The 17,889-nt window shown below is 60.8% G+C and carries 18 protein-coding genes; 13 read left to right on the plus strand and 5 right to left on the minus strand.

Translation table 11 applies throughout. From position 1 onward, the window contains the following. The first annotated feature begins 359 nt into the window (after nt 1-359). The 3 genes from leuA (at nt 360) to BN1137_RS00625 (ending at nt 4,501) form a co-directional block, all read left to right on the plus strand. Nucleotides 360-2,036, plus strand: coding sequence for a 2-isopropylmalate synthase (gene leuA, locus BN1137_RS00615; RefSeq protein WP_050716743.1), 1,677 nt, complete (start codon nt 360-362; stop codon nt 2,034-2,036). Nucleotides 2,037-2,270: 234 nt separating this feature from the next. Then, nucleotides 2,271-3,176 carry a GGDEF domain-containing protein gene (locus tag BN1137_RS00620; RefSeq protein ID WP_198150566.1) on the plus strand — a complete coding sequence of 302 codons (906 nt, stop codon included), beginning with the start codon at nt 2,271-2,273 and terminating at the stop codon, nt 3,174-3,176. Nucleotides 3,177-3,334: 158 nt separating this feature from the next. Continuing rightward, nucleotides 3,335-4,501, plus strand: a complete 1,167-nt coding sequence (locus BN1137_RS00625) for a DUF1615 domain-containing protein (RefSeq protein WP_050716745.1) — start codon at nt 3,335-3,337, stop codon at nt 4,499-4,501. Between the two features lie 59 nt (nt 4,502-4,560). Here the strand turns inward: BN1137_RS00625 and BN1137_RS00630 are convergent, their stop codons facing one another. The 4 genes from BN1137_RS00630 to BN1137_RS00645 all read right to left on the minus strand — a co-directional run bounded on the left by BN1137_RS00630 (nt 4,561) and on the right by BN1137_RS00645 (nt 7,811). Then, complete coding sequence (locus tag BN1137_RS00630) at nt 4,561-5,124, minus strand: hypothetical protein (protein ID WP_050716746.1); 564 nt, start codon at nt 5,122-5,124, stop codon at nt 4,561-4,563. 75 nt (nt 5,125-5,199) lie between these two features. After that, the gene (locus tag BN1137_RS00635; RefSeq protein WP_050716747.1) at nt 5,200-6,072 is read right to left on the minus strand and encodes a nuclease-related domain-containing protein; all 873 of its coding nucleotides are present in this window, start codon (nt 6,070-6,072) and stop codon (nt 5,200-5,202) included. A 122-nt stretch (nt 6,073-6,194) separates the two neighbouring features. Beyond that, the gene (locus BN1137_RS00640) at nt 6,195-6,749 is read right to left on the minus strand and encodes a DUF4256 domain-containing protein (RefSeq protein ID WP_050716748.1); all 555 of its coding nucleotides are present in this window, start codon (nt 6,747-6,749) and stop codon (nt 6,195-6,197) included. Nucleotides 6,750-6,851: 102 nt separating this feature from the next. After that, on the minus strand, nt 6,852-7,811 hold the full coding sequence (locus tag BN1137_RS00645) for a hypothetical protein (protein WP_050716749.1): 960 nt from the start codon (nt 7,809-7,811) through the stop codon (nt 6,852-6,854). 329 nt (nt 7,812-8,140) lie between these two features. Between BN1137_RS00645 and BN1137_RS00650 the strand changes: the two genes are divergently transcribed. From BN1137_RS00650 to BN1137_RS00670, 5 genes are all read left to right on the plus strand, one after another. Further along, entirely contained in the window at nt 8,141-8,791 is a 651-nt protein-coding gene (locus tag BN1137_RS00650; protein ID WP_050716750.1) for a DedA family protein, read from the plus strand. Nucleotides 8,792-9,142: 351 nt separating this feature from the next. After that, nucleotides 9,143-10,438: a DEAD/DEAH box helicase gene (locus BN1137_RS00655; protein ID WP_050716751.1), complete on the plus strand. Its 1,296-nt coding sequence runs from the start codon at nt 9,143-9,145 to the stop codon at nt 10,436-10,438. A gap of 111 nt (nt 10,439-10,549) precedes the next feature. Next, nucleotides 10,550-11,194, plus strand: a complete 645-nt coding sequence (locus tag BN1137_RS00660) for a DUF2913 family protein (RefSeq protein ID WP_050716752.1) — start codon at nt 10,550-10,552, stop codon at nt 11,192-11,194. A gap of 282 nt (nt 11,195-11,476) precedes the next feature. Continuing rightward, complete coding sequence (locus BN1137_RS00665) at nt 11,477-12,520, plus strand: M35 family metalloendopeptidase (protein WP_408605520.1); 1,044 nt, start codon at nt 11,477-11,479, stop codon at nt 12,518-12,520. Between the two features lie 41 nt (nt 12,521-12,561). Beyond that, a complete protein-coding gene (locus BN1137_RS00670) occupies nt 12,562-12,999 on the plus strand; it encodes a hypothetical protein (protein ID WP_050716754.1) in 438 nt (145 codons plus the stop codon). Here BN1137_RS00670 and BN1137_RS00675 read toward each other — a convergent pair. Beyond that, nucleotides 12,996-13,985, minus strand: coding sequence for a questin oxidase family protein (locus tag BN1137_RS00675; protein WP_050716755.1), 990 nt, complete (start codon nt 13,983-13,985; stop codon nt 12,996-12,998). The two genes, BN1137_RS00670 and BN1137_RS00675, sit on opposite strands and share 4 nt — an antisense overlap. 72 nt (nt 13,986-14,057) lie before the next feature. On the opposite strand from BN1137_RS00675, the gene soxR reads away from it, so the two are divergent. The 5 genes from soxR to BN1137_RS00700 all read left to right on the plus strand — a co-directional run bounded on the left by soxR (nt 14,058) and on the right by BN1137_RS00700 (nt 17,828). Beyond that, nucleotides 14,058-14,519: a redox-sensitive transcriptional activator SoxR gene (soxR, locus tag BN1137_RS00680; protein ID WP_050716756.1), complete on the plus strand. Its 462-nt coding sequence runs from the start codon at nt 14,058-14,060 to the stop codon at nt 14,517-14,519. A 70-nt stretch (nt 14,520-14,589) separates the two neighbouring features. Continuing rightward, nucleotides 14,590-15,168 (plus strand): O-methyltransferase, encoded by a 579-nt coding sequence (locus tag BN1137_RS00685; RefSeq protein WP_050716757.1) that lies wholly within the window; start codon nt 14,590-14,592, stop codon nt 15,166-15,168. A gap of 408 nt (nt 15,169-15,576) precedes the next feature. After that, the gene (locus tag BN1137_RS00690) at nt 15,577-16,356 is read left to right on the plus strand and encodes an amino acid ABC transporter substrate-binding protein (RefSeq protein WP_050716758.1); all 780 of its coding nucleotides are present in this window, start codon (nt 15,577-15,579) and stop codon (nt 16,354-16,356) included. Nucleotides 16,357-16,392: 36 nt separating this feature from the next. Continuing rightward, nucleotides 16,393-17,070 carry an amino acid ABC transporter permease gene (locus tag BN1137_RS00695; RefSeq protein WP_050716759.1) on the plus strand — a complete coding sequence of 226 codons (678 nt, stop codon included), beginning with the start codon at nt 16,393-16,395 and terminating at the stop codon, nt 17,068-17,070. Continuing rightward, a complete protein-coding gene (locus tag BN1137_RS00700) occupies nt 17,067-17,828 on the plus strand; it encodes an amino acid ABC transporter ATP-binding protein (protein ID WP_050716760.1) in 762 nt (253 codons plus the stop codon). The genes BN1137_RS00695 and BN1137_RS00700 overlap by 4 nt, the downstream gene beginning before the upstream one ends. The last annotated feature ends 61 nt before the right edge of the window (nt 17,829-17,889 follow it).

Raw genomic sequence — 17,889 nt, forward strand, 5'->3', positions numbered from 1 at the left:
GAATAATTATTGTTTTGCTTAAGTGTTGGATAGCAATCTTCGCAATCACTCACCCCGGCCGCCTCGCTATACTGGTTTCTCATCGCATAAGGTCGTCTGCACCAGCAACCGCGGGGTGCGAGAGGATCAGGGCCAGCTGCTTATCCGGCAGCGCAGGCCGGTCCCTCGGATCAAGAGGGACCACAGGAAACCGGTTGTGGGGTTACCGCCCACGCAACCGTCAGGGCCAGCGTTACCGCGCCAACCCGCTCCCCCTCCTTGCCCCGTCTGTTTGCCTGCCAGTCGCCTCGCTGTCGCCATCCCATGGTTATGACCATGGCGGGGAGAGCCTCTAGGACATCTGCCAAGGGAATCTGAATATGAGCTTCGATCATCGCAAATACCGCCCCGCTCCCGTGATCAACCTGGCGGACAGGCAATGGCCCAACCGGGTCATGACGCAGGCCCCGCTCTGGTGCGCCGTGGACCTGCGCGACGGCAATCAGGCGCTGGTCGAGCCCATGACGGTGGCCCAGAAGCTGCAGATGTGGGCACTGATGCTCCATGTCGGCTTCAAGCATATCGAGGTGGGGTTCCCGGCCGCCTCCCAGCCCGATTTTGACTTCGTGCGGGAGCTTATCGAGCGCCATCTCATTCCCGATGATGTCACCATCCAGGTGCTGGTGCAGGCGCGCGAAGATCTGATTATCCGCACCTTCGAATCCCTCAAGGGGGCCAGGCGCGCCATCGTTCACGTCTACAACTCGGTCAACCCGACCCAGCGCAACTATGTGTTCAACTCAGGCCGCGAGGGGGTCAAGGCCATCGCCGTGCAGGGGGCGCGCTGGGTGCGGGAATATGCGGCAAAGAATCCTGGCACCGAGTGGAGTTTTCAATATTCCCCCGAGAGTTTCAGCAGCACCGAGGTGGAGTTCGCGGTGGAGGTGTGCGACGCCGTGATTGACGAGTGGCGCATCGCTGCTCGCCCGATGATCCTGAATCTCCCGGCCACGGTCGAGGTGAGCACCCCCAATGTGTTCGCGGATCAGGTGGAGTGGTTCTGCCGCCACTTGAAGGCGCGCCCCGAGGTGAGCATCTCCATCCATACCCACAACGATCGGGGCTGCGGTGTGGCCGCCGCCGAGCTGGCGGTACTGGCGGGGGCGGATCGTATCGAGGGGACCTTGCTCGGCAACGGCGAGCGCACCGGTAACATGGACATCGTCACCATGGCCATGAACCTCTACAGCCAGGGCATAGACCCCGAGCTGGACTTGTCTGACATGGATGCCATCGTCGCCACCGTGGGCGCCTGCACCCAGATTGCGCTGCACCCGCGCCACCCCTACGCCGGTGAGCTGGTCTACACCGCCTTCTCCGGCAGCCATCAAGATGCCATTCGCAAATCTCTGGCGGCGCCCAAGCCCGATGCCTATTGGGACGTGGCTTACTTGCCCATCGATCCCGCCGATCTCGGTCGCAGTTACGAGGCGGTGATCCGCATCAACAGCCAGTCCGGCAAGGGGGGCGTTACCTATCTGCTGGAGCGCGATCTTGGCCTGCAACTGCCGCGCTGGCTGCAAATTGACTTCAGCCGCCGGGTGCAGGCCCAGGCCCAGGCCGAGGCGAGCAGCAGCGAGATCAATCCGGCGCAGATCCGCGCCCTGTTCGAGCGTCACTACCTCGAACCCGAGCACGGTTATCGCGTGGGTCGCTTCCAGCTCGGTCATGACAGTCAGGAGAGCCTGCAGCTCGAATTACAGACCCCGAACGGTGCACTGCAACTGCGAGGCGAGGGGGAGGGGGCCATCACGGCGCTGGTCAATGGCTGGGAGCGCCAGACCGGGATGCACATTGATGTGCTCGACTACTCCGAGCATGCCCTGAGCGCGGGCACTGAATCGCGCGCCGCCGCTTATGTGCTGCTGAGCGTCGATGGCCAGCGCATGTGTGGGGTCGCCATCGGTCGCGATGTGGTCAACGCCTCCTTGCAGGCGGTGATCAATGGCGCCGCTCAGTTCAACCTTGACACCCAGTCTCGGCGCCAGCGCGCCTGAATGATGCCTGGCGGCGATGATGCCCCAAGCCTGAGTCATCATTTGGCGTGAGTCCTTTTCTCGCCTCCTTCACACTTCCCCTCGCCACTATGGTGAGGGGATTGTTTTTTATGGAAAAATGGGTTCACAATGCGCAGGGCCCGCGACCTGGAATGGTGCAATGGCACGCCGGGGCGTTCGGCTGGCCAGGCGGCCGACCGCAGTCGTATCGGAATAGTTTCAGGAGCCAGCAAGATGATAAAGACTCCCCTCAGATTATCCATACACCCAGCCCGATTCCCTTCACTCTCCCGTTGTCGTCGCATCGCCCTGGTAAGCCTCCCTTGCCTGTTGCTGCTGACGACCGGGCTGGATGTGTTCTCCTTCGAGCGACTGGCTCAGCATAACCTCTGCACTATCGGCGCCCTGGCAGAGGCCATCAATGTACTGACCCTGATGTTCATGTTCTGGGTCGTGCAGTGCGCCCAGATCTCGCGCAAGTCCTATCTGTGCCTCTCCGTAGGCCTTTACGTGTGGCTCATCTCTGGCGGCATAGACGTGATCGACGAGGCCTACTTCCAACCCTGGTGGCTCTCCACGGTGGAAGACAGCCTGCGCTCCCTTGGCATGCTGGCCACGGCCTGGGGGGTCTTGTTGATGGTGCAACAGATGTACGACACCCAGGCCCGACTGGCGTCTCTGGCCATGTCGGATGAGCTGACCGGTCTCTCCAATCGGCGCTGGTTTCGCTCCGTGCTGGAGTCCCATGGTGGGGAAGGTACGCCGCTGCTGCTGCTGGATCTCGATTACTTCAAGCAGATCAACGATCGCTATGGTCACGGCATAGGTGACAACGTGTTGCGGGAGTTCAGCGAGCTGCTGTGTCAGCACTGCCCGCCGGACGGGGTGGTGGCGCGGCTCGGTGGAGAGGAGTTTGCCATCTGGCTGCCCGGCATGGGGCATGAGGCAGCCAAGGCGTTGGCGGAGCAGATAAGGCTCACCACGGAGCGGCTTGTTTCGGCGGATGGGGTACGCTTTACCGTCAGTATCGCGGTCGGCATCTGCCAAGCCGGGGAGGGTATCGATGCCCTGATCAAGCGCATCGATCTCGCCCTCTATCAGGCCAAGCACGGGGGACGAAATCGAGTGGAACTGGCGTGACGGATGAGCCGCCAGGGTCTGTCGTCATGCCCTGGCCCTTGCGAATGGCGCCTTCAGATCTGCAGTCCAATTGACTACAATGGCACCCAGTTTGCGTTCGGGGCTTGCCAATCGGGATGAGTGGCGCCCAGCGCCTTATCTCTCTACCGGAAGCCTTCATGACCTCTTCTGCCCGACACTCCTTTTTCCTGTGGCGCCTGCTTAGCTTGCCGCTGCTGGCAAGCCTGCTGCTGGCCGGTTGCGCCAGCGAACCCACAGCCCCGGCCGAGGATGCGGCCACCATTGCCAAGCAGCCCAAGGCCATGCAGCCGCGCAAACCTGCCGACATGAAGAGTCGCATTGTGCGCTTCCTGCCCCGTCAGGTGCCCGATAAACAGGGCTGGGCCAACGACGTGGTGACCGCGCTCACGACGCAGGGCATCGCGGTGAGCGATCACAACGTCTGCAGCGTGCTGGCGGTGGCGGAGCAGGAGGCGACCTACCAGGCCGATCCTGTGGTGCCGGGGCTTGGCAAGATTGCCTGGAAGGAGATCAACCGACGGGCCGGCAAGCTGCTGATCCCCGAATTCGTGGTGCGCTCGGCGCTCAGCATCAAATCCCCCACCGGCAAGTCTTATGCCGATCGCATCGACAAGTTGCGCACCGAGCGGGAGATGAGCGAGATCTTCGAGGACATGATAAGCACAGTGCCCATGGGCAAGACCTTGTTTGGCAACCTCAACCCGGTCCACACCGGCGGCCCCATGCAGGTCAGCATCGCCTTCGCCGAGGCCAACGCCCGCGGCTATCCCTATTCGGTCAAGGAGTCCATCCGCCACGAGGTGTTCAGTCGCCGTGGTGGCATCTGGTTTGGCACCAAGCACATCTTCGGCTATCCCGCCGACTACCCGGATACCCTCTATCGCTTCGCCGACTTCAACGCCGGCTGGTATGCGAGCCGCAATGCCGCCTTCCAGGCCGCGGTGAGTCGAGTCAGTGGCAAGACGCTGGCGCTGGACGGGGATCTCATCCGCTACGACTCCGACCAGCCTGGCAATACTGAGCTTGCGGTCTACAGCATCGCCAGCCGTCTCAGCATGAGCAAAAATGCTATTCGCCAGAGTCTGCGACTGGGGGACAGCGAGGAGTTCGCCAAGACGGATCTCTATGGCCGGGTCTTCACCCTGGCGGAGCAGAAAGCGGGCAGCCGTCTGCCTCGTGCCATCCTGCCCGGCATCCAGCTCAAGAGCCCCAAGATCACCCGCAACCTCACCACCGCCTGGTTCGCCAAGCGGGTGGATGACAGGGAGCAAGCCTGCGTGCGCAAGATGGCGACTATTCAATGACCCCATAGGATCAAAACAAAGGCGGCCAATGGCCGCCTTTGTTTTTGATAGTTAATTGTTTAAGGTAATGCTTTGATGGCGACTAAGATTTTGTAATTTTTCTTCCATTCTCCCTCAATGGGTAACTCAGAAAAATCAATCGCTCTGGCATAAAAAAACGACTCATTTTCCAGACACGCGGGCCAAGTTTCAAATATTTCCCGCTTGCCTTTTGTTTCTGTCCAGACATCAGCTAACACCACGGCATAGCGTTGGCGTTTGATTGGCTTCAACAGTCCCAGCTCAATTAATTTTTGGGACTCAGCTGATTGCATACGTTCAAGATCATTTCTGACACTGTGCGTTTTTGATTGCGGGGCGGTAAAACGCTTTGCTTCAATAAAAAACATATCTGTTTCAGTAAAAACTACTGCATCCAGATGTTTATTGTCTGTTGTACAGATTGGGGCTTCAAACCAAGAGAAAATGGAGCCAGGGTAGAGGCTTTCCATCGCAGATACAAAGTTATTGGTGAGGTTTCGTTCTGTGAAACCGGTAGAACCGTGAGCTGGGTAATAGTTGGAGAAAATGTGTGTATATCGTTTATGTATACGGTCCATTAGTTGATCTAGGAATACTTGCATATCACTTCTCCATTGAAGTTTTTGTTATTACTATCAGTGCCTTAAGTGAGCCTGATCATTTTTAATATGTCAATTTTATTGAGATGCCTTATGTAATAAGGCCATAATTTCCCTGCATTTAGGGTATCCACTGCATCCCCAAAACTGATTGCCTCTGTTATCACCACGTTTGGCGGTACGTAATACCATCAGGCTGCCACATTTGGGGCATAGCAGGCTCTGCTGAGTGAGCGATTCGGTGATGTTTGGTGAGACGTTCAAGGCCTGATTGACAACTGGCATAGCTGTTACGGGCAAAGATTGGTGAGGTGTATCACGATGGCGCGCCTTGAGTTGTGCCACGTGTTGCTTGTGGGTCTGCCAGTTGGCGGCCAGCCGCCCTCGCTCGATGGTGTCGACGATGCGACCGACCTCTTCCGAGCTCAATACAGGGATTGTCTTGCGTTTTATATAGGTGATGGGCCCCCGTCTCAGCATATTCTCCGGCATAGGCGTCTTGAAGGAGCAGTCGCCGATAAAATAAACGATGGAATGCAGCTGATGATCCGCCAGCCCCAACAGGGATTTAAGGGTCATCACATGGCCGTAGTTTTGGTGCAGGGGATTCTGGAACTGATGCTTGCGACGATATAGCTGCTGGGTCCAGCGTTTGTGTGAAGGATTGCCAAAGATCCACCCCTTCATGTTCTTGGTCTCGATCACGAAGACCCCGAAGCGGGAGACGATGATGTGATCGATCTGAGTCGTACCACCTTCGCTCGGTAGCGTGACGTTTTTGAGTAGCCGATATTCCCGCTGGTCGAGAAACAGCGCGATTGAGAGATTGAGAAACCACTCTCCCACCATGCCCTTGAACCAGGGTGTTTTGATCAGGGTGGCGATCAGCAGCAGTGGTAACAGATACCAGAGCTGGGATAGCAAAAGAGTAATCACGGGAGTGATGTCCATTTCACCGACCCTCCATGGGATCTTGCTTAAGGGTTAAGCCTCGGCAGGGAGCCGGTTGTGCGTGGGGTATCCGGGGCCTTGGTCGATTGTCGGCTTCTCTCGGTCGGCCATCCACTTGGTCCCTAGACCCGCACGCTGCCGCGAAAGCCCCTGGCGGCATAGTAGGACTGGGCGCCGTTGTGATACAGGAAGACGCTGTCGTAGCGGCAGTCGCAGAACAGGGCTCCGCCGAGGCGCCTTATCTCCGCGGGTGTCTGGATCCAGCTCGAGGTCTTGGTATCGAATTGGCCGAGTCTCTGCAGCGCTCGATATTCGGCCTCGGTCAGCAGAGCTATGCCCAGCTGTGCGGCCATCTCGGTCGCGCAGCCCGCCGGTCGGTTCTCCTTCCTCGATTCCAGCGCCTCCCGGTCATAACAGAGGCTCCTGCGCCCGCTCGGGCTCTCGACACTGCAGTCACAGAAGATGAATTGCCCGCTCTGTTGATCCTGACCGATGACATCGGGCTCACCGCCGGTATTCTCCATCTCATAAAGCGAGTACAACTGCTGCGAACTGGCATCCAGCCTGGCGCGCACCTGGGACCAGGTTATCCCGTCGTGGCGATGGGGGTGTTGTTCAAAGCGGGCCTGCAGAGTGGTGAGCAAAGTATCAAGCTGCGTCTCGGTCAAGCTCGTCATGGGGTCTCCTGTGCCTGCGTCTGCGCCGTTAAAAACTCATTGCCAACCCGATGGAACAACCGCTGGCGCCCTGGTGGGAGAGGTAATCATCGCCTCGCGTTTTTAGAAACTCATTGCCAGCCCGACCGAGTAGCCATTGGTGTTGCTGCTGAACATGTAGCGGGCCACCAGCCGGGTGCGGGTGACGAAGACCTTGTATTTGCTGCTGTCGAGCTCGAGCCCAAGGCCGAGGGAGTTGAGGCTGTTGAAGCCGAGCAGGCCGCGCTGCTCACCGAGATACTCGGTGCGGGCGCCTTCCAGCACATAGCGCAGGGGGCGATCCAGCAGGGTCCAGTCCCACATGGGGGCACGGCGGCGCAGGTAGAGGCCGAGATTCTCCGCCTCGGCCTGGCCGGTGACGCTGGGGCTGGTGCCGGAAAAGCTCTGCAGGTGCTGATAGGAGTAACGCAGCTCCACATCGATATCCTGAGGGACGGAGAACAGCTCGTAGTCCAGCATCAGGGATCCCCCGAGGCCGTAGACGTTGAGCCGACCGCCATCCAGAAAGTCGAGGTTCTTGCCGGTCTTGTGTTGGATGAAGAGGGCGCCGAGGCGCAAGTCGCTCGCCAGGGTACCCAGGGTAAAGTTGCCGATGGGGCGCAGCACCAGGTTGCCGCCCCACTTGTCCTTGTGCAGGCTGAAATCCCAGCCGATGCCACCTGTGGCGGTCAGGCTGTTCCACTTGGTGGGGATGGTACGGGTGTCGGCGCCGTCGGTGAACACGAACTGGGGATCGTAGCGGCTGTACCCCAGAGTGCCTTCCAGATAGATGGGGAAGCCTTCACTCATGGTGGCGCCGCCGCCGAGCTGGGTGATGGTGAGTGCGGACTGCTCGCTGGTGCCGCCGCCGATATTCAGGTTGCTGGCGGTGATGTCGGGCACCACGGTGAAGCTCATCAGGGAGACCACGGCATTGGCCCGGCGCTGAACGAAGGAGTCATCCTCGGCCTGCGCGGACAGACTGATCAGCCACAGGGCGAGCAGCGAGAAGGATCGTGCATGGGAAAGGGGGATCTGCGCCATACCTAGCTCCGTGGGCATCCTCGTCCGATGAGGAGTCCCTACACTGTAACGGTTTTTTGCCTGTCGTGGCAGCCTGACGCAGCGTCAACTGACTATATTTTTCGGCCTGTCTTGCGGCGATGTCTCGTCGCCCTGGGTGAGGGGAGCCGCCTGCCATAGAAGGTGCCCATACCCACATAAATCACAGACATTAATTTCTTGTTCAGTTCTCTGGGTGTATAACGGGCCTCCCGCAGGAGCAATGGGATGAGGCAACAGGGACAAACTGCCGGGTGGGAACCCAAGGTTCTCATGACGGGTTCGCACTATGTTGACGGGAGTCAGACCAGATGCAGGACATGCTGCATGCCATTTGGCATCAAGACTTTGAACAGCTAATACACATGCAGGCCATCGGTCTGCTCGTCACCTGCCTGGTGGTGATCCTCTTTCTGGAATCGAGCTTCGTGTTTCTGCCGCTGCCTGGCGACAGCGTAGTGCTGCTGGCCGGTGGCCTGGTCGGACTGGGAGTCGTCGGTCTGGAAGTGCCACTGCTTTATTTGCCGTTGGCCACCGGGTTGGGGAGTCTGGTTGCGTACCTGCAGGGGCGTGCGCTGCACGGCACCCGCTTCATGCACAAGGTCGAGAAGGTGATCCCCGATGGCAGCCTGCCAAAGGCCACCCGTCTGCTGGGAAAATATGGCTTCTGGGCCATGTTCATCTCCCGTTTCATCCCTTTCGTGCGGGTGTTGACTCCCATGCTGATGGGGGTGGGTCACCTGGACAGGTTCAAACTGGTGATGGCGAGTTTTGCCAGCGCCTTCCTGTGGGCCCTGGTGCTGGGGCTGATAGGCCGCTTCGTCATGCTCTCCCCGCTCTTTTCCCAGTATCACGAGCTGCTGACCAAGTGCCTGCTGATGACCTCCTGCGTGCTGTTTGTGGTCGCGGTGGCCACCATCGTCTTTCGTTTGTGCCGCCGCTCGAGCGATCGGGCCAGCTGATCCTGCCGCCTGCGGGTCGACAGACCCGCTGGCCATTGGCCCACGCAACCCGCGATGTATCCCCTGGCTGAGGAGGCTGCAGGCGGGCAGCAAGGCCGCCGAGGACGGCGCGCCCATCCCCAATCCTGAGTCAATCTCGACCTAATCCGTAACACAATCAAAATACAGGCCATTTGAGGCGGAATTTGCTCCGCCTATCTGTTACACTTCGCGCCCGCCATTTTCCGGCTCACTCTCTGACCCGATGTCAGATTCAGCCGTCCTTGGCCGCAAGCCTCGCCGATGCCGTGCCACACGACGGCTCAAGCCACTTAAGCCAACTACAGCCCAGCTGGAACACAGGAACCCAACATGAGATTTGAATCGTTCGATTTTGCCCCCGAGATTTTGCGCGCTATCTCAGATTGCGGTTATCAAGAGATGACCCCTGTGCAGCGTCAGGCGATCCCGACCATTCGTCGTGGTAGCGACGTGCTGGCCAGCGCCCAGACCGGCACCGGCAAGACCGCGGCCTTCGCGCTGCCGATCCTGCAACGCCTGCTGGACAATCCGGCGCCGCTGCAGCCGTCCAACGCCCGGGTGCTGATCCTGACCCCGACCCGCGAGCTGGCCGCTCAGGTCGCAGGCAACATCAATGACTTCGCCAAGTACCTGGACATCACTGTGCTGACCCTGGTCGGCGGCGGCAAACAGGACGTGCAGGCGCGCAAGCTGAAAGCGGGCGCTCACATCATAGTGGCGACCCCGGGCCGTCTGCTCGAGCACCTGACCGCCTGTAACCTGAGTCTCTCCGGCGTCGAGTGCCTGGTGCTGGACGAAGCGGATCGCATCCTCGACATGGGCTTCAGCGCCGATGTGCAGCAGATCCTGCAAGCGGTCAGCAAGACCCGTCAGAACCTGCTGTTCTCCGCCACCTTCTCCGACGCCGTGAAGAAGCTGGCCAACCTGATGCTGGACCGCCCGCAGATCATCAGCGTCAACAAGCAGAACTCCACCGCCGATACCGTCAGCCACACCGTCTATCCGGTGGAGCAGAAGCGCAAGCGCGAGCTGCTCTCCGAGCTCATCGGCAAGCAGAACTGGCAGCAGGTGCTGGTGTTCGCCAGTACCCGCGAGAGCTGCGACGAGCTGGTGGACGAGCTGAACCTCGATGGCATCAAGTCCGCCGTGGTGCACGGTGAGAAGGCGCAAGGCAGCCGTCGCCGCGCCCTGCGCGAGTTCATGGAAGGCAAGGTGCGGGTGCTGGTCGCCACCGAAGTGGCCGCCCGTGGTCTGGATATCCCTGATCTGGAATACGTGGTGAACTATGATCTCCCGTTCCTGGCGGAAGACTATGTGCACCGCATCGGCCGTACCGGCCGCGCCGGCAAGAGCGGCATGGCCATCTCCTTCGTCAGCCGCGAAGAAGAGCGCACCCTGCTGGAGATCGAGGCGCTGATCGGCCAGAAGATCCGCCGCATCATGGTGCCGGGCTACGAGGTGAGCAGCCGCGACGAGCTGATCAAGCAGCTGCAGGAGCGTCGCCGCTTCGGCAAGCGTCCCCAGCGCGAAGACAATGCCGCCGCCCAGGCTATGGCCGAGTCCAAGCTGCAGGGCCAGCGCCTCAAGCGCCTGGCCGCCGCCAAGAAGCCCCGTCAGCCGAAATAAGCGGCAGCGATGGTACAAGGGAGCCAAGGCTCCCCTACGTCAAGGCGCCGCTGGCGCCTTGACTGTCTGTGACTGGGTCGCTCTTGCGGTCCATATCGTTGAGGAAGTGTGATGACCCCTCCTAGCTACAATCAGGCCCTGCTCGACATGGCCACCCAGAGCCTGGCCGAGCTGGCGCGCACTGCCGAGCAGAAGGCCGGCAAGCGTACCTCCGCCCAAGAGAGCCATTTTCTCTGCACCTGGATGGCCGATTCCCTCAAGGAGAAGCGCTTCTCCCGACTGGTGATGGAAGACTTGAAAGGCTGGATCCAGCAGGGCCGTACCCTGGGCGCCGGCGCCGATCTCAAGGGACTGCTCGAGCGTATCGTCTGCCAGTACGGCCGCGCCATGGCCGAGCCCGAGCAACAGGGGGCCAGGCTCGCCACCCTGGTGGCCGAGCTGGAGGCAGCGGGTTGGTTAGTGTTTACCGACAGCGAACTGAACGCCAAGCTGCGCCTGCTGAGTCAGGGGCAATCCAGCCTGGTCATCTCGGCCAGCGAGTATCAGGGGCACATCGCCGAAGGGGAACTGCTCAAGCCGCTGATCCTCTATGTGCGTGGCGACGAGAAGCAGCTCGCGCAGACGGCCTTTGCGCATGGCCTGCTGCTGAGCCAGGGTGACAAGAAGAGCACCCTGGTCAAGCATCACAAGGCGTATCGTCTGGTCCCCGGCAATGCCCAGCCCGCCTTGGGCCTGCTGGCCGAGACCAACGGCTGACGCCAGTACTGTCTCTGCTCCCATGACCCCGGCCAAGTGCCGGGGTTTTTTATGATTTCAAACCCGGGGCAGGGCGAGCGCCGGGTTGACCCTCCTTATGCATTTCCTTCGGTACGCAATGTTGTCGCAGCGCGGCAGGGGTGGAGCATTGCCCCTCTGATGGGGGGGCTCCCCCATATGGTGAGATGGTGGCGCAAAACATCTGCTCTAGGGTGAGTTGGCCCCAAAGAGGGCCGTATAGAAGCAAATTGTCTAATGACATAACTCAATGCATAAGGAAATCTGATGAAAGCAACGCCCATAGCCCTGCTGCTGGCCGGTGTACTGGCCTCACCGCTCTGCGCCGCCGCCCTCGACGCGCGCCTCTCTCTGGTAGAAGGCAGCACGGACGATGTAAAGGTCAACCTGACTCTGACCAACACCGGCGACCAGCCCATCCGCCTGCTCAAATGGCAACTGCCGGGCCGCGAGGATGCACCGCTGTTCGTGGTGGAGCGCGACGGCCAGCGAGTCGATTACGAGGGAGCCCTGATCAAGCGGGCGGCGCCGACCGACAAGGACTTCCAGCTGCTCAAGGCTGGCCAGAGCCTGACCCTGCAGGCCGAGATCTCTGGCCTCTATGACATGAGCGTCCAGGGTCAATACAGCATCCGCTACCAGTTGCCGACCCTGGAGAAAGCGGCCAGCGCTCCCAAGGCCAAACAGGCCCAGGCGAGCGAGTCCAACGCCGTCAGCCTCTGGCTGGAGGGGCTGAGCGACGAGCGGTTGCAAGCCAGGGCCGCGCCGCTGGCCGAGCCCCAGGCGGTAACTGCCGCGGTGAGCTTCACCGGGCGCTGCACCAACACCCAGAAAACCGACATTCTGACTGCTCTGGATGCGGCAAGCAGTATCACCAATAACTCAAGTAGTTATCTGGCAGTGGATAAACCCACTGGGAAACGCTATCGCAGCTGGTTTGGCGCCTACAGCACGGCCCGTTGGGATCAGGCCGAGACCCAGTTCAGCAAGATCAAGGATGCCATCGACAACAAGCCGCTCACCTTCGACTGCGGTTGCCAGCAGAGCTACTTCGCTTACGTCTATCCGGATCAGCCCTACAAGGTCTATCTGTGCAAGAGCTTCTGGACGGCCCCGGTCAAGGGGACAGATTCCCGTGCCGGTACAATCGTCCACGAGCTGAGCCACTTCAACGTGGTGGCAGGCACCGACGATCTGGGTTACGGTCAGGCCAATGCCCGCAACCTGGCGAGCACGGATCCGCAGAAGGCGCTCAACAACGCCGACAACCACGAATATTTCGCCGAGAACACCCCGAGCGAAAATTGATGGATGATGGGGCCGCGAGGCCCCTTTTTGATGGAGGCACCATGATGACACTCTTGCTGACCACACTCGCCCTCGCGGCCCCCCTGCGGTGCGAGCTGTCGGTCAAGGCCGAAAGTCCGGTGAATGAACCCCTGCCGTTGGTGATGACCTTGACCAATCAGGGGGAGGGACCCCTCGAGGTGCTGAGCTGGTTCACCCCGTTCGAGGGCTGGTTCGCCGATGCCATCGACTTGCGGCTGGGGGATCAGCCGATTGCTTACAAGGGGCCGCTTGCCAAGCGCGGCGCCCCCGCTGCCGACGACTTCTTTATTCTGGGCGCGGGTCAGAAAAGCCGGGCGGATGCCGAGCTGACCCAGGTCTACGACCTGTCTAGCCCAGGCCAATATCACCTGAGCTATCGTCCCCAGTCCCTGACCCTGACTCAAGGGGTGGCCCCCAGCTGCCCTGCCATCAGTTTTACCCGGGTCGCGGCGCCCTAAGCGCTCACCCGTTTGTTCTCGGTTTCCAGCAGTCCCACCGCCCAGGCGGCGACCGCCAGATAGTGGGACGGGTGGGGTGAGCCCGCCTGCTCCCGCCAGCAGCAGTGCACCAGCTTGATCACGTGATCGTCCAGGCTCGCGATCGCCCGTGTTAGCACCCTCTCCCAATTCAGCCCTGTGACGTCTGGCCAGCGCTGGGCTCCCAGCACCGGCGCCCCGACCGTGATATAGGCCGCGGCCACCGCCTGCCACATCAGGGTCTGCCAAGGCCCTCTGAGCTCAGTGGGCAGATGGCGGGCGACGATGGCGGCGGCCCGACTGCCGGTCACCAGGTGCAGCACGGTGAAGTTGCGGGTCTGCCAATAGAGGGGCAGGGCGGCCTCGGCCAGCTGCGCCAGCACGGCGTCCTCCCCATCCAGGCTGCGTGGCAGCGAGTCCGGCCAGCGCGGGTCTGCCGCCACCTGGCGCAGGCGCGCAGTGATCCACTCTCCCGGCCAGCGTGAGCCCTCCCACTGCATCGACAGCCCGGCCAGCAGGCCAGTGACGTCCCGGCAGGGTTCCCCGCTGCCGGCCGGCAAGATCAAGGCCTTGCACTGCCAGGCCGCCAGCGCCGCGGCCTGCTCGCCCAGATGGCCGTTCTCCAACGCGCAGGCGAAGCGAATCAGCGGATGGAAGGCGCCGCCTGCGGGGGAGAGGCGCTGGGACAGCAGGGTCGCGAAGGTCGGCAGCCACCCCTCGTCGGCAAAGCGGATGGCTAGCTGTTGGCGCAGCTGCACGAAGCGGGTTTCCTCCTCCTCACCTTGATTGTTCAACCCGGCCGGAAGGGCATGGGTGTTCTGCCAATGGGTAAAGAAGCGCTGTAACTGAGCCTGTGTCGCCCCCATCTCGTGCAGGGCGTGCAACGCCATGGGGCAGTGGTTGGTGGTGTCACGGCCGTTGAGGGCGAAGGTTTGATTCGCATCGAGCAGGGTGTGGAGATAATCCATAATCGTTTGACTCCTTTTGTTGGGGGAGACAGGATTGTGCAAGTTAAAGTTAACTTGAGATCAAGGACGAAGATGGATCGCAAATGGTTGGCCATCGGCCAGATAGCCAGGCGCTCGGGCGTCAACGCCAGTGCCCTGCGTTTCTACGAGCAGAAAGGATTGATCGGCAGCATCCGCAACGACGGGGGCCAGCGGCTCTATCCGCAGGATGCGCTGCGCCGTATCGCCTTCATTCGGGTGGCGCAGGGCATGGGCTTGAGCCTTGGCGAGATTGCCGAGGCACTGGCCGGATTGCCCGATGGCCGCACGCCGGATCGCCACGACTGGGAGCGGATCGCCGGCCAGTGGCAGGGGCTGCTCGATCGGCGCATCGAGGCCTTGCAGCTGATGAAGCGCAAACTCAACGCCTGCATCGGCTGCGGCTGTCTGTCGCTTGAGCACTGCGCCCTCTACAACCCGGCAGATCAGGCGGCCACGCAGGGTGCTGGGCCACGCTACTTGCTGGGAGACTTGCCGCCAGAGCGCGAGTGTTGAGGGTTATCAGGAAGAGAACAAGAGATCGGCCAGGCCACGGCGCCGAGCCTTTTCACCCAAGGGAGCAGAGATGGAACTGGAACAACTTAAAAGGGAGCTGGAGTGCTTTGGCGAGGAGAACGACAAGGCGCAGCAGGCTCGCGGTCACAAGATGCTCAATATCACCAGAGACACGGGGGAGCTGCTGGCTGTATTGGTACAGACCCGAGGCGCGGCGGCCGTGCTGGAGATAGGCACCTCCAACGGCTATTCCACCCTCTGGCTGGCACAGGCGGCGCAGCGGCTGGGGGGCCGGGTCACCACCATAGAGCGAGACGAAGACAAACTGGCACTGGCTGGGCGCAACTTCCGGCGCGCGGGTCTCGATGTCGTCATCACCCAGCTGGCGGGGGAGGCCGATGTATTGCTGCCCACTCTGCCCGCAGCGGGTTATCAGCTTATCTTCCTGGACTCGGATCGCCAGCAATACCAGGCCTGGTGGCCAGAGATCCGGCGCCTGCTCGCCCCGCGCGGCCTGCTGGTGGTGGATAACGCAATCTCCCATCAGGGCGAGATGCAGGAATGGATGGCGCAGGTGCGCGGTGATCCCGAGTTTGTCACCTCCCTGGTGCCGGTGGGCAAGGGGGAGTGGCTGGTAGCGCGTCTGTGAGCAGTATTTTGTGCTGAGCGGATCCTGCCTCCTACGCCGCCGAGTCTGCGTTTCGGCAGGGGAGGAGTAAATCGCCCAACCCAGCTGACCTGATCCGGTTGATCCGATAAAACGCCCTGCGGCGCATCTCTTGCAGCAGGGCAATCCATGGCCTCTCTTGCCCCTTTCTTTTTTCGTTATCCATTCTTTCGCTAAATATCGCCATATTTCATGGTTTGGCCGGGGAATGTCCCACGTTATGTTTTGTCCATGCCACCACGGCACCCTTTAAATAAACAAAAGTGCGCTTCGAATAATATTAATTAAGCGAAGCGTTCCCGTGGTCAGGCTCCCTATATAGATATCATGGCTCCCGCCTTAATATCGTTGGCAAGCGTTTGGATATTCATAAATATAACGAGGTAGACAATGAAAAAACTGCAATCCCTGTTTGTATTGGCCGCCCTGCCACTGGCACTGATGAGCGCGGTGCAGGCACAGACCCAGTCCAGCCTTGCCGCCATTCAGAGCGCCGGGGTGATCAAGATAGGCACGGAAGGGGCCTATCCTCCCTTCACCTTCCACGACAAGAGCGGCAAGCTGGTGGGCTTTGATGTTGAGATAGGGGAGCTTATCGCTCACTCTCTCGGGGTGAAGCCGGAGTTTGTCGAAGGCAAGTGGGATGGCCTCATCGCTGGGGTGGATGCCAAGCGCTACGATCTGGTGCTCAACCAGGTGTCCATTACCCCTGAGAGGCTGAAAAAGTACGATTTTTCAGACCCCTACATCACCTCCAAGGCGGTGGTGCTGGTACACAGCGACAACGACAGTATCAAGAGCTTCGCCGACCTGAAGGGCAAGACCTCGTCCCAGTCCCTGACCAGCAACTTCGCCCAGCTGGCCAAGACATCGGGCGCCGAGGTAGTGGCGACCGAGGGCTTCAACCAGTCCCTCGAGCTGGTACTGACCGGGCGAGTGGATGCCACCATCAACGACAGCCTCTCCTTCCTGGACTTCAAGAAACACAAACCCGATGCCAAGCTGAAGGTCGCCGCCACCGGTGATAAAGGGGAGCAATCCGGCGCCTTGTTGGCCAAGGGGCAACCCGAGTTGCTGGCCGCCATCAATCAGGCACTACGCGGTGCGAAACAGGATGGTGCCTATCAGAAAGTCTCCCTGAAATATTTCGGCAGCGACGTCTCGCAATAAGTTTGCGGCAATATCATCACGTTCGAGGTAATTAACGTGCCCCCCTGGTTGCAGCTCGTTATCGACTCTTTCTGGCCCCTGCTCAGTGCGGGGCTTATTTTTACCGTGCCGCTGACCCTGATCACCTTCGTGCTGGGCATCTTGCTCGGCTTCCTGGTGGCCCTGGCCCGCTTATATGGGCCAAGGCCGCTGGTCGCGCTGGTGCGTTTCTACGTCTGGCTTATTCGGGGCACACCGCTGCTGGTGCAGCTCTTTCTTATTTTTTACGGGCTGCCGAGCGCCGGTATCGTGCTGGATGCCTTCACCGCCGCCATTATCGGTTTTACCCTCAACATCGGCGCCTACAGCTCGGAGATCATCCGCGCCACCCTGGCCGCCATCCCCAAGGGGCAGTGGGAGGCCGCTCACTCCATCGGCATGAGCTGGCCCCAGGCGATGTGGCGGGTGATCCTGCCCCAGGCGGCGCGCATCGCGGTGCCGCCGCTCTCCAACACCTTCATCTCCCTGGTCAAGGACACCTCCCTGGCGGCGGCGGTGACGGTGCCAGAATTGTTCCAGGCGGCCCAGCGGCTCGCCTCCGTCACCTATGAGCCGCTCATCCTCTACACCGAGACGGCCGTCATCTACCTGATGTTCAGCTCCGTGCTCTCCACCTTGCAGGACAGGCTGGAGCGCAAGTTGACCCACAAAGAGACCCGGGAGGTCGCACCATGATCCAGTTGAGCGGTATCGAGAAACAGTTTGCCGGCCAGCGGGTGCTCAAAGGCGTGGGGCTCGAACTGGAGGCCGGCACAGTCACGGCGCTGATTGGCCCCTCCGGCAGTGGCAAGAGTACCCTGCTGCGCTGCGTCAATCTGCTGGAGCGGCCGGACGCGGGGCAGCTGGTGCTGGGGGAGAGCGAGCTGGACTTCGCCCATTCGATCACCCGCACCCAGGTGCTGGATCTGCGCCAGCAGACCGGCATGGTGTTTCAGAGCTTCCAGCTGTTTCCACACATGACGGTGCTGGAGAACGTGATTGAGGGGCTGGTGACCGTCTTGAAATGGCCAAAGGAGAAAGCGCTGACCCGTGGCCGGGAGCTGCTCGACAAGGTGGGACTGAGCCACAAGGCCGAGGCGGTGCCAGCCACTTTGTCCGGCGGCCAGCAGCAGCGAGTTGCCATCGCCAGAGCCCTGGCGCCTGCCCCTCGGGTGCTGCTCTGTGACGAGCCCACCTCGGCGCTGGATCCCGAGCTCGCGCTGGAAGTGGTCGCCGTGCTGCGCCAGCTGGCCCGGGAGGGCACTACTATGCTGATCGCCACCCACGACTTGCGCCTGGCGGCCCAGATTGCCCAGCAGGTGATCTTCCTGGAAGCGGGCGAGGTGATGGAGGCGGGCAGCGCGCACCAGATGTTCACCGCCCCCAAACGGGAACGTACCCTGGCCTACATCTCCACCCTGACCGAGCGGCTGCCGGAGAGCTGGAGCATCTAGCCGCATCGGTTGCTGGCAAGAGACAGATATAAAAAAACAGCCCCGCAGTACGGGGCTGTTT

The sequence above is a fragment of the Aeromonas tecta genome (assembly GCF_000820185.1).
Lineage (GTDB): Bacteria > Pseudomonadota > Gammaproteobacteria > Enterobacterales > Aeromonadaceae > Aeromonas > Aeromonas tecta.

Coding starts and splice junctions, on each gene's coding strand:
- BN1137_RS00625 (WP_050716745.1), top strand. CDS start 3,335: ATGACCTCTTCTGCCCGACACTCCTTTTTCCTGTGGCGCCTGCTTAGC.
- BN1137_RS00675 (WP_050716755.1), bottom strand. CDS start 13,985: ATGGATTATCTCCACACCCTGCTCGATGCGAATCAAACCTTCGCCCTC.
- BN1137_RS00670 (WP_050716754.1), top strand. CDS start 12,562: ATGATGACACTCTTGCTGACCACACTCGCCCTCGCGGCCCCCCTGCGG.
- soxR (WP_050716756.1), top strand. CDS start 14,058: ATGGATCGCAAATGGTTGGCCATCGGCCAGATAGCCAGGCGCTCGGGC.
- BN1137_RS00660 (WP_050716752.1), top strand. CDS start 10,550: ATGACCCCTCCTAGCTACAATCAGGCCCTGCTCGACATGGCCACCCAG.
- BN1137_RS00650 (WP_050716750.1), top strand. CDS start 8,141: ATGCAGGACATGCTGCATGCCATTTGGCATCAAGACTTTGAACAGCTA.
- BN1137_RS00690 (WP_050716758.1), top strand. CDS start 15,577: ATGAAAAAACTGCAATCCCTGTTTGTATTGGCCGCCCTGCCACTGGCA.
- BN1137_RS00645 (WP_050716749.1), bottom strand. CDS start 7,811: ATGGCGCAGATCCCCCTTTCCCATGCACGATCCTTCTCGCTGCTCGCC.
- BN1137_RS00635 (WP_050716747.1), bottom strand. CDS start 6,072: ATGGACATCACTCCCGTGATTACTCTTTTGCTATCCCAGCTCTGGTAT.
- BN1137_RS00685 (WP_050716757.1), top strand. CDS start 14,590: ATGGAACTGGAACAACTTAAAAGGGAGCTGGAGTGCTTTGGCGAGGAG.
- leuA (WP_050716743.1), top strand. CDS start 360: ATGAGCTTCGATCATCGCAAATACCGCCCCGCTCCCGTGATCAACCTG.
- BN1137_RS00655 (WP_050716751.1), top strand. CDS start 9,143: ATGAGATTTGAATCGTTCGATTTTGCCCCCGAGATTTTGCGCGCTATC.
- BN1137_RS00640 (WP_050716748.1), bottom strand. CDS start 6,749: ATGACGAGCTTGACCGAGACGCAGCTTGATACTTTGCTCACCACTCTG.
- BN1137_RS00620 (WP_198150566.1), top strand. CDS start 2,271: ATGATAAAGACTCCCCTCAGATTATCCATACACCCAGCCCGATTCCCT.
- BN1137_RS00630 (WP_050716746.1), bottom strand. CDS start 5,124: ATGCAAGTATTCCTAGATCAACTAATGGACCGTATACATAAACGATAT.
- BN1137_RS00700 (WP_050716760.1), top strand. CDS start 17,067: ATGATCCAGTTGAGCGGTATCGAGAAACAGTTTGCCGGCCAGCGGGTG.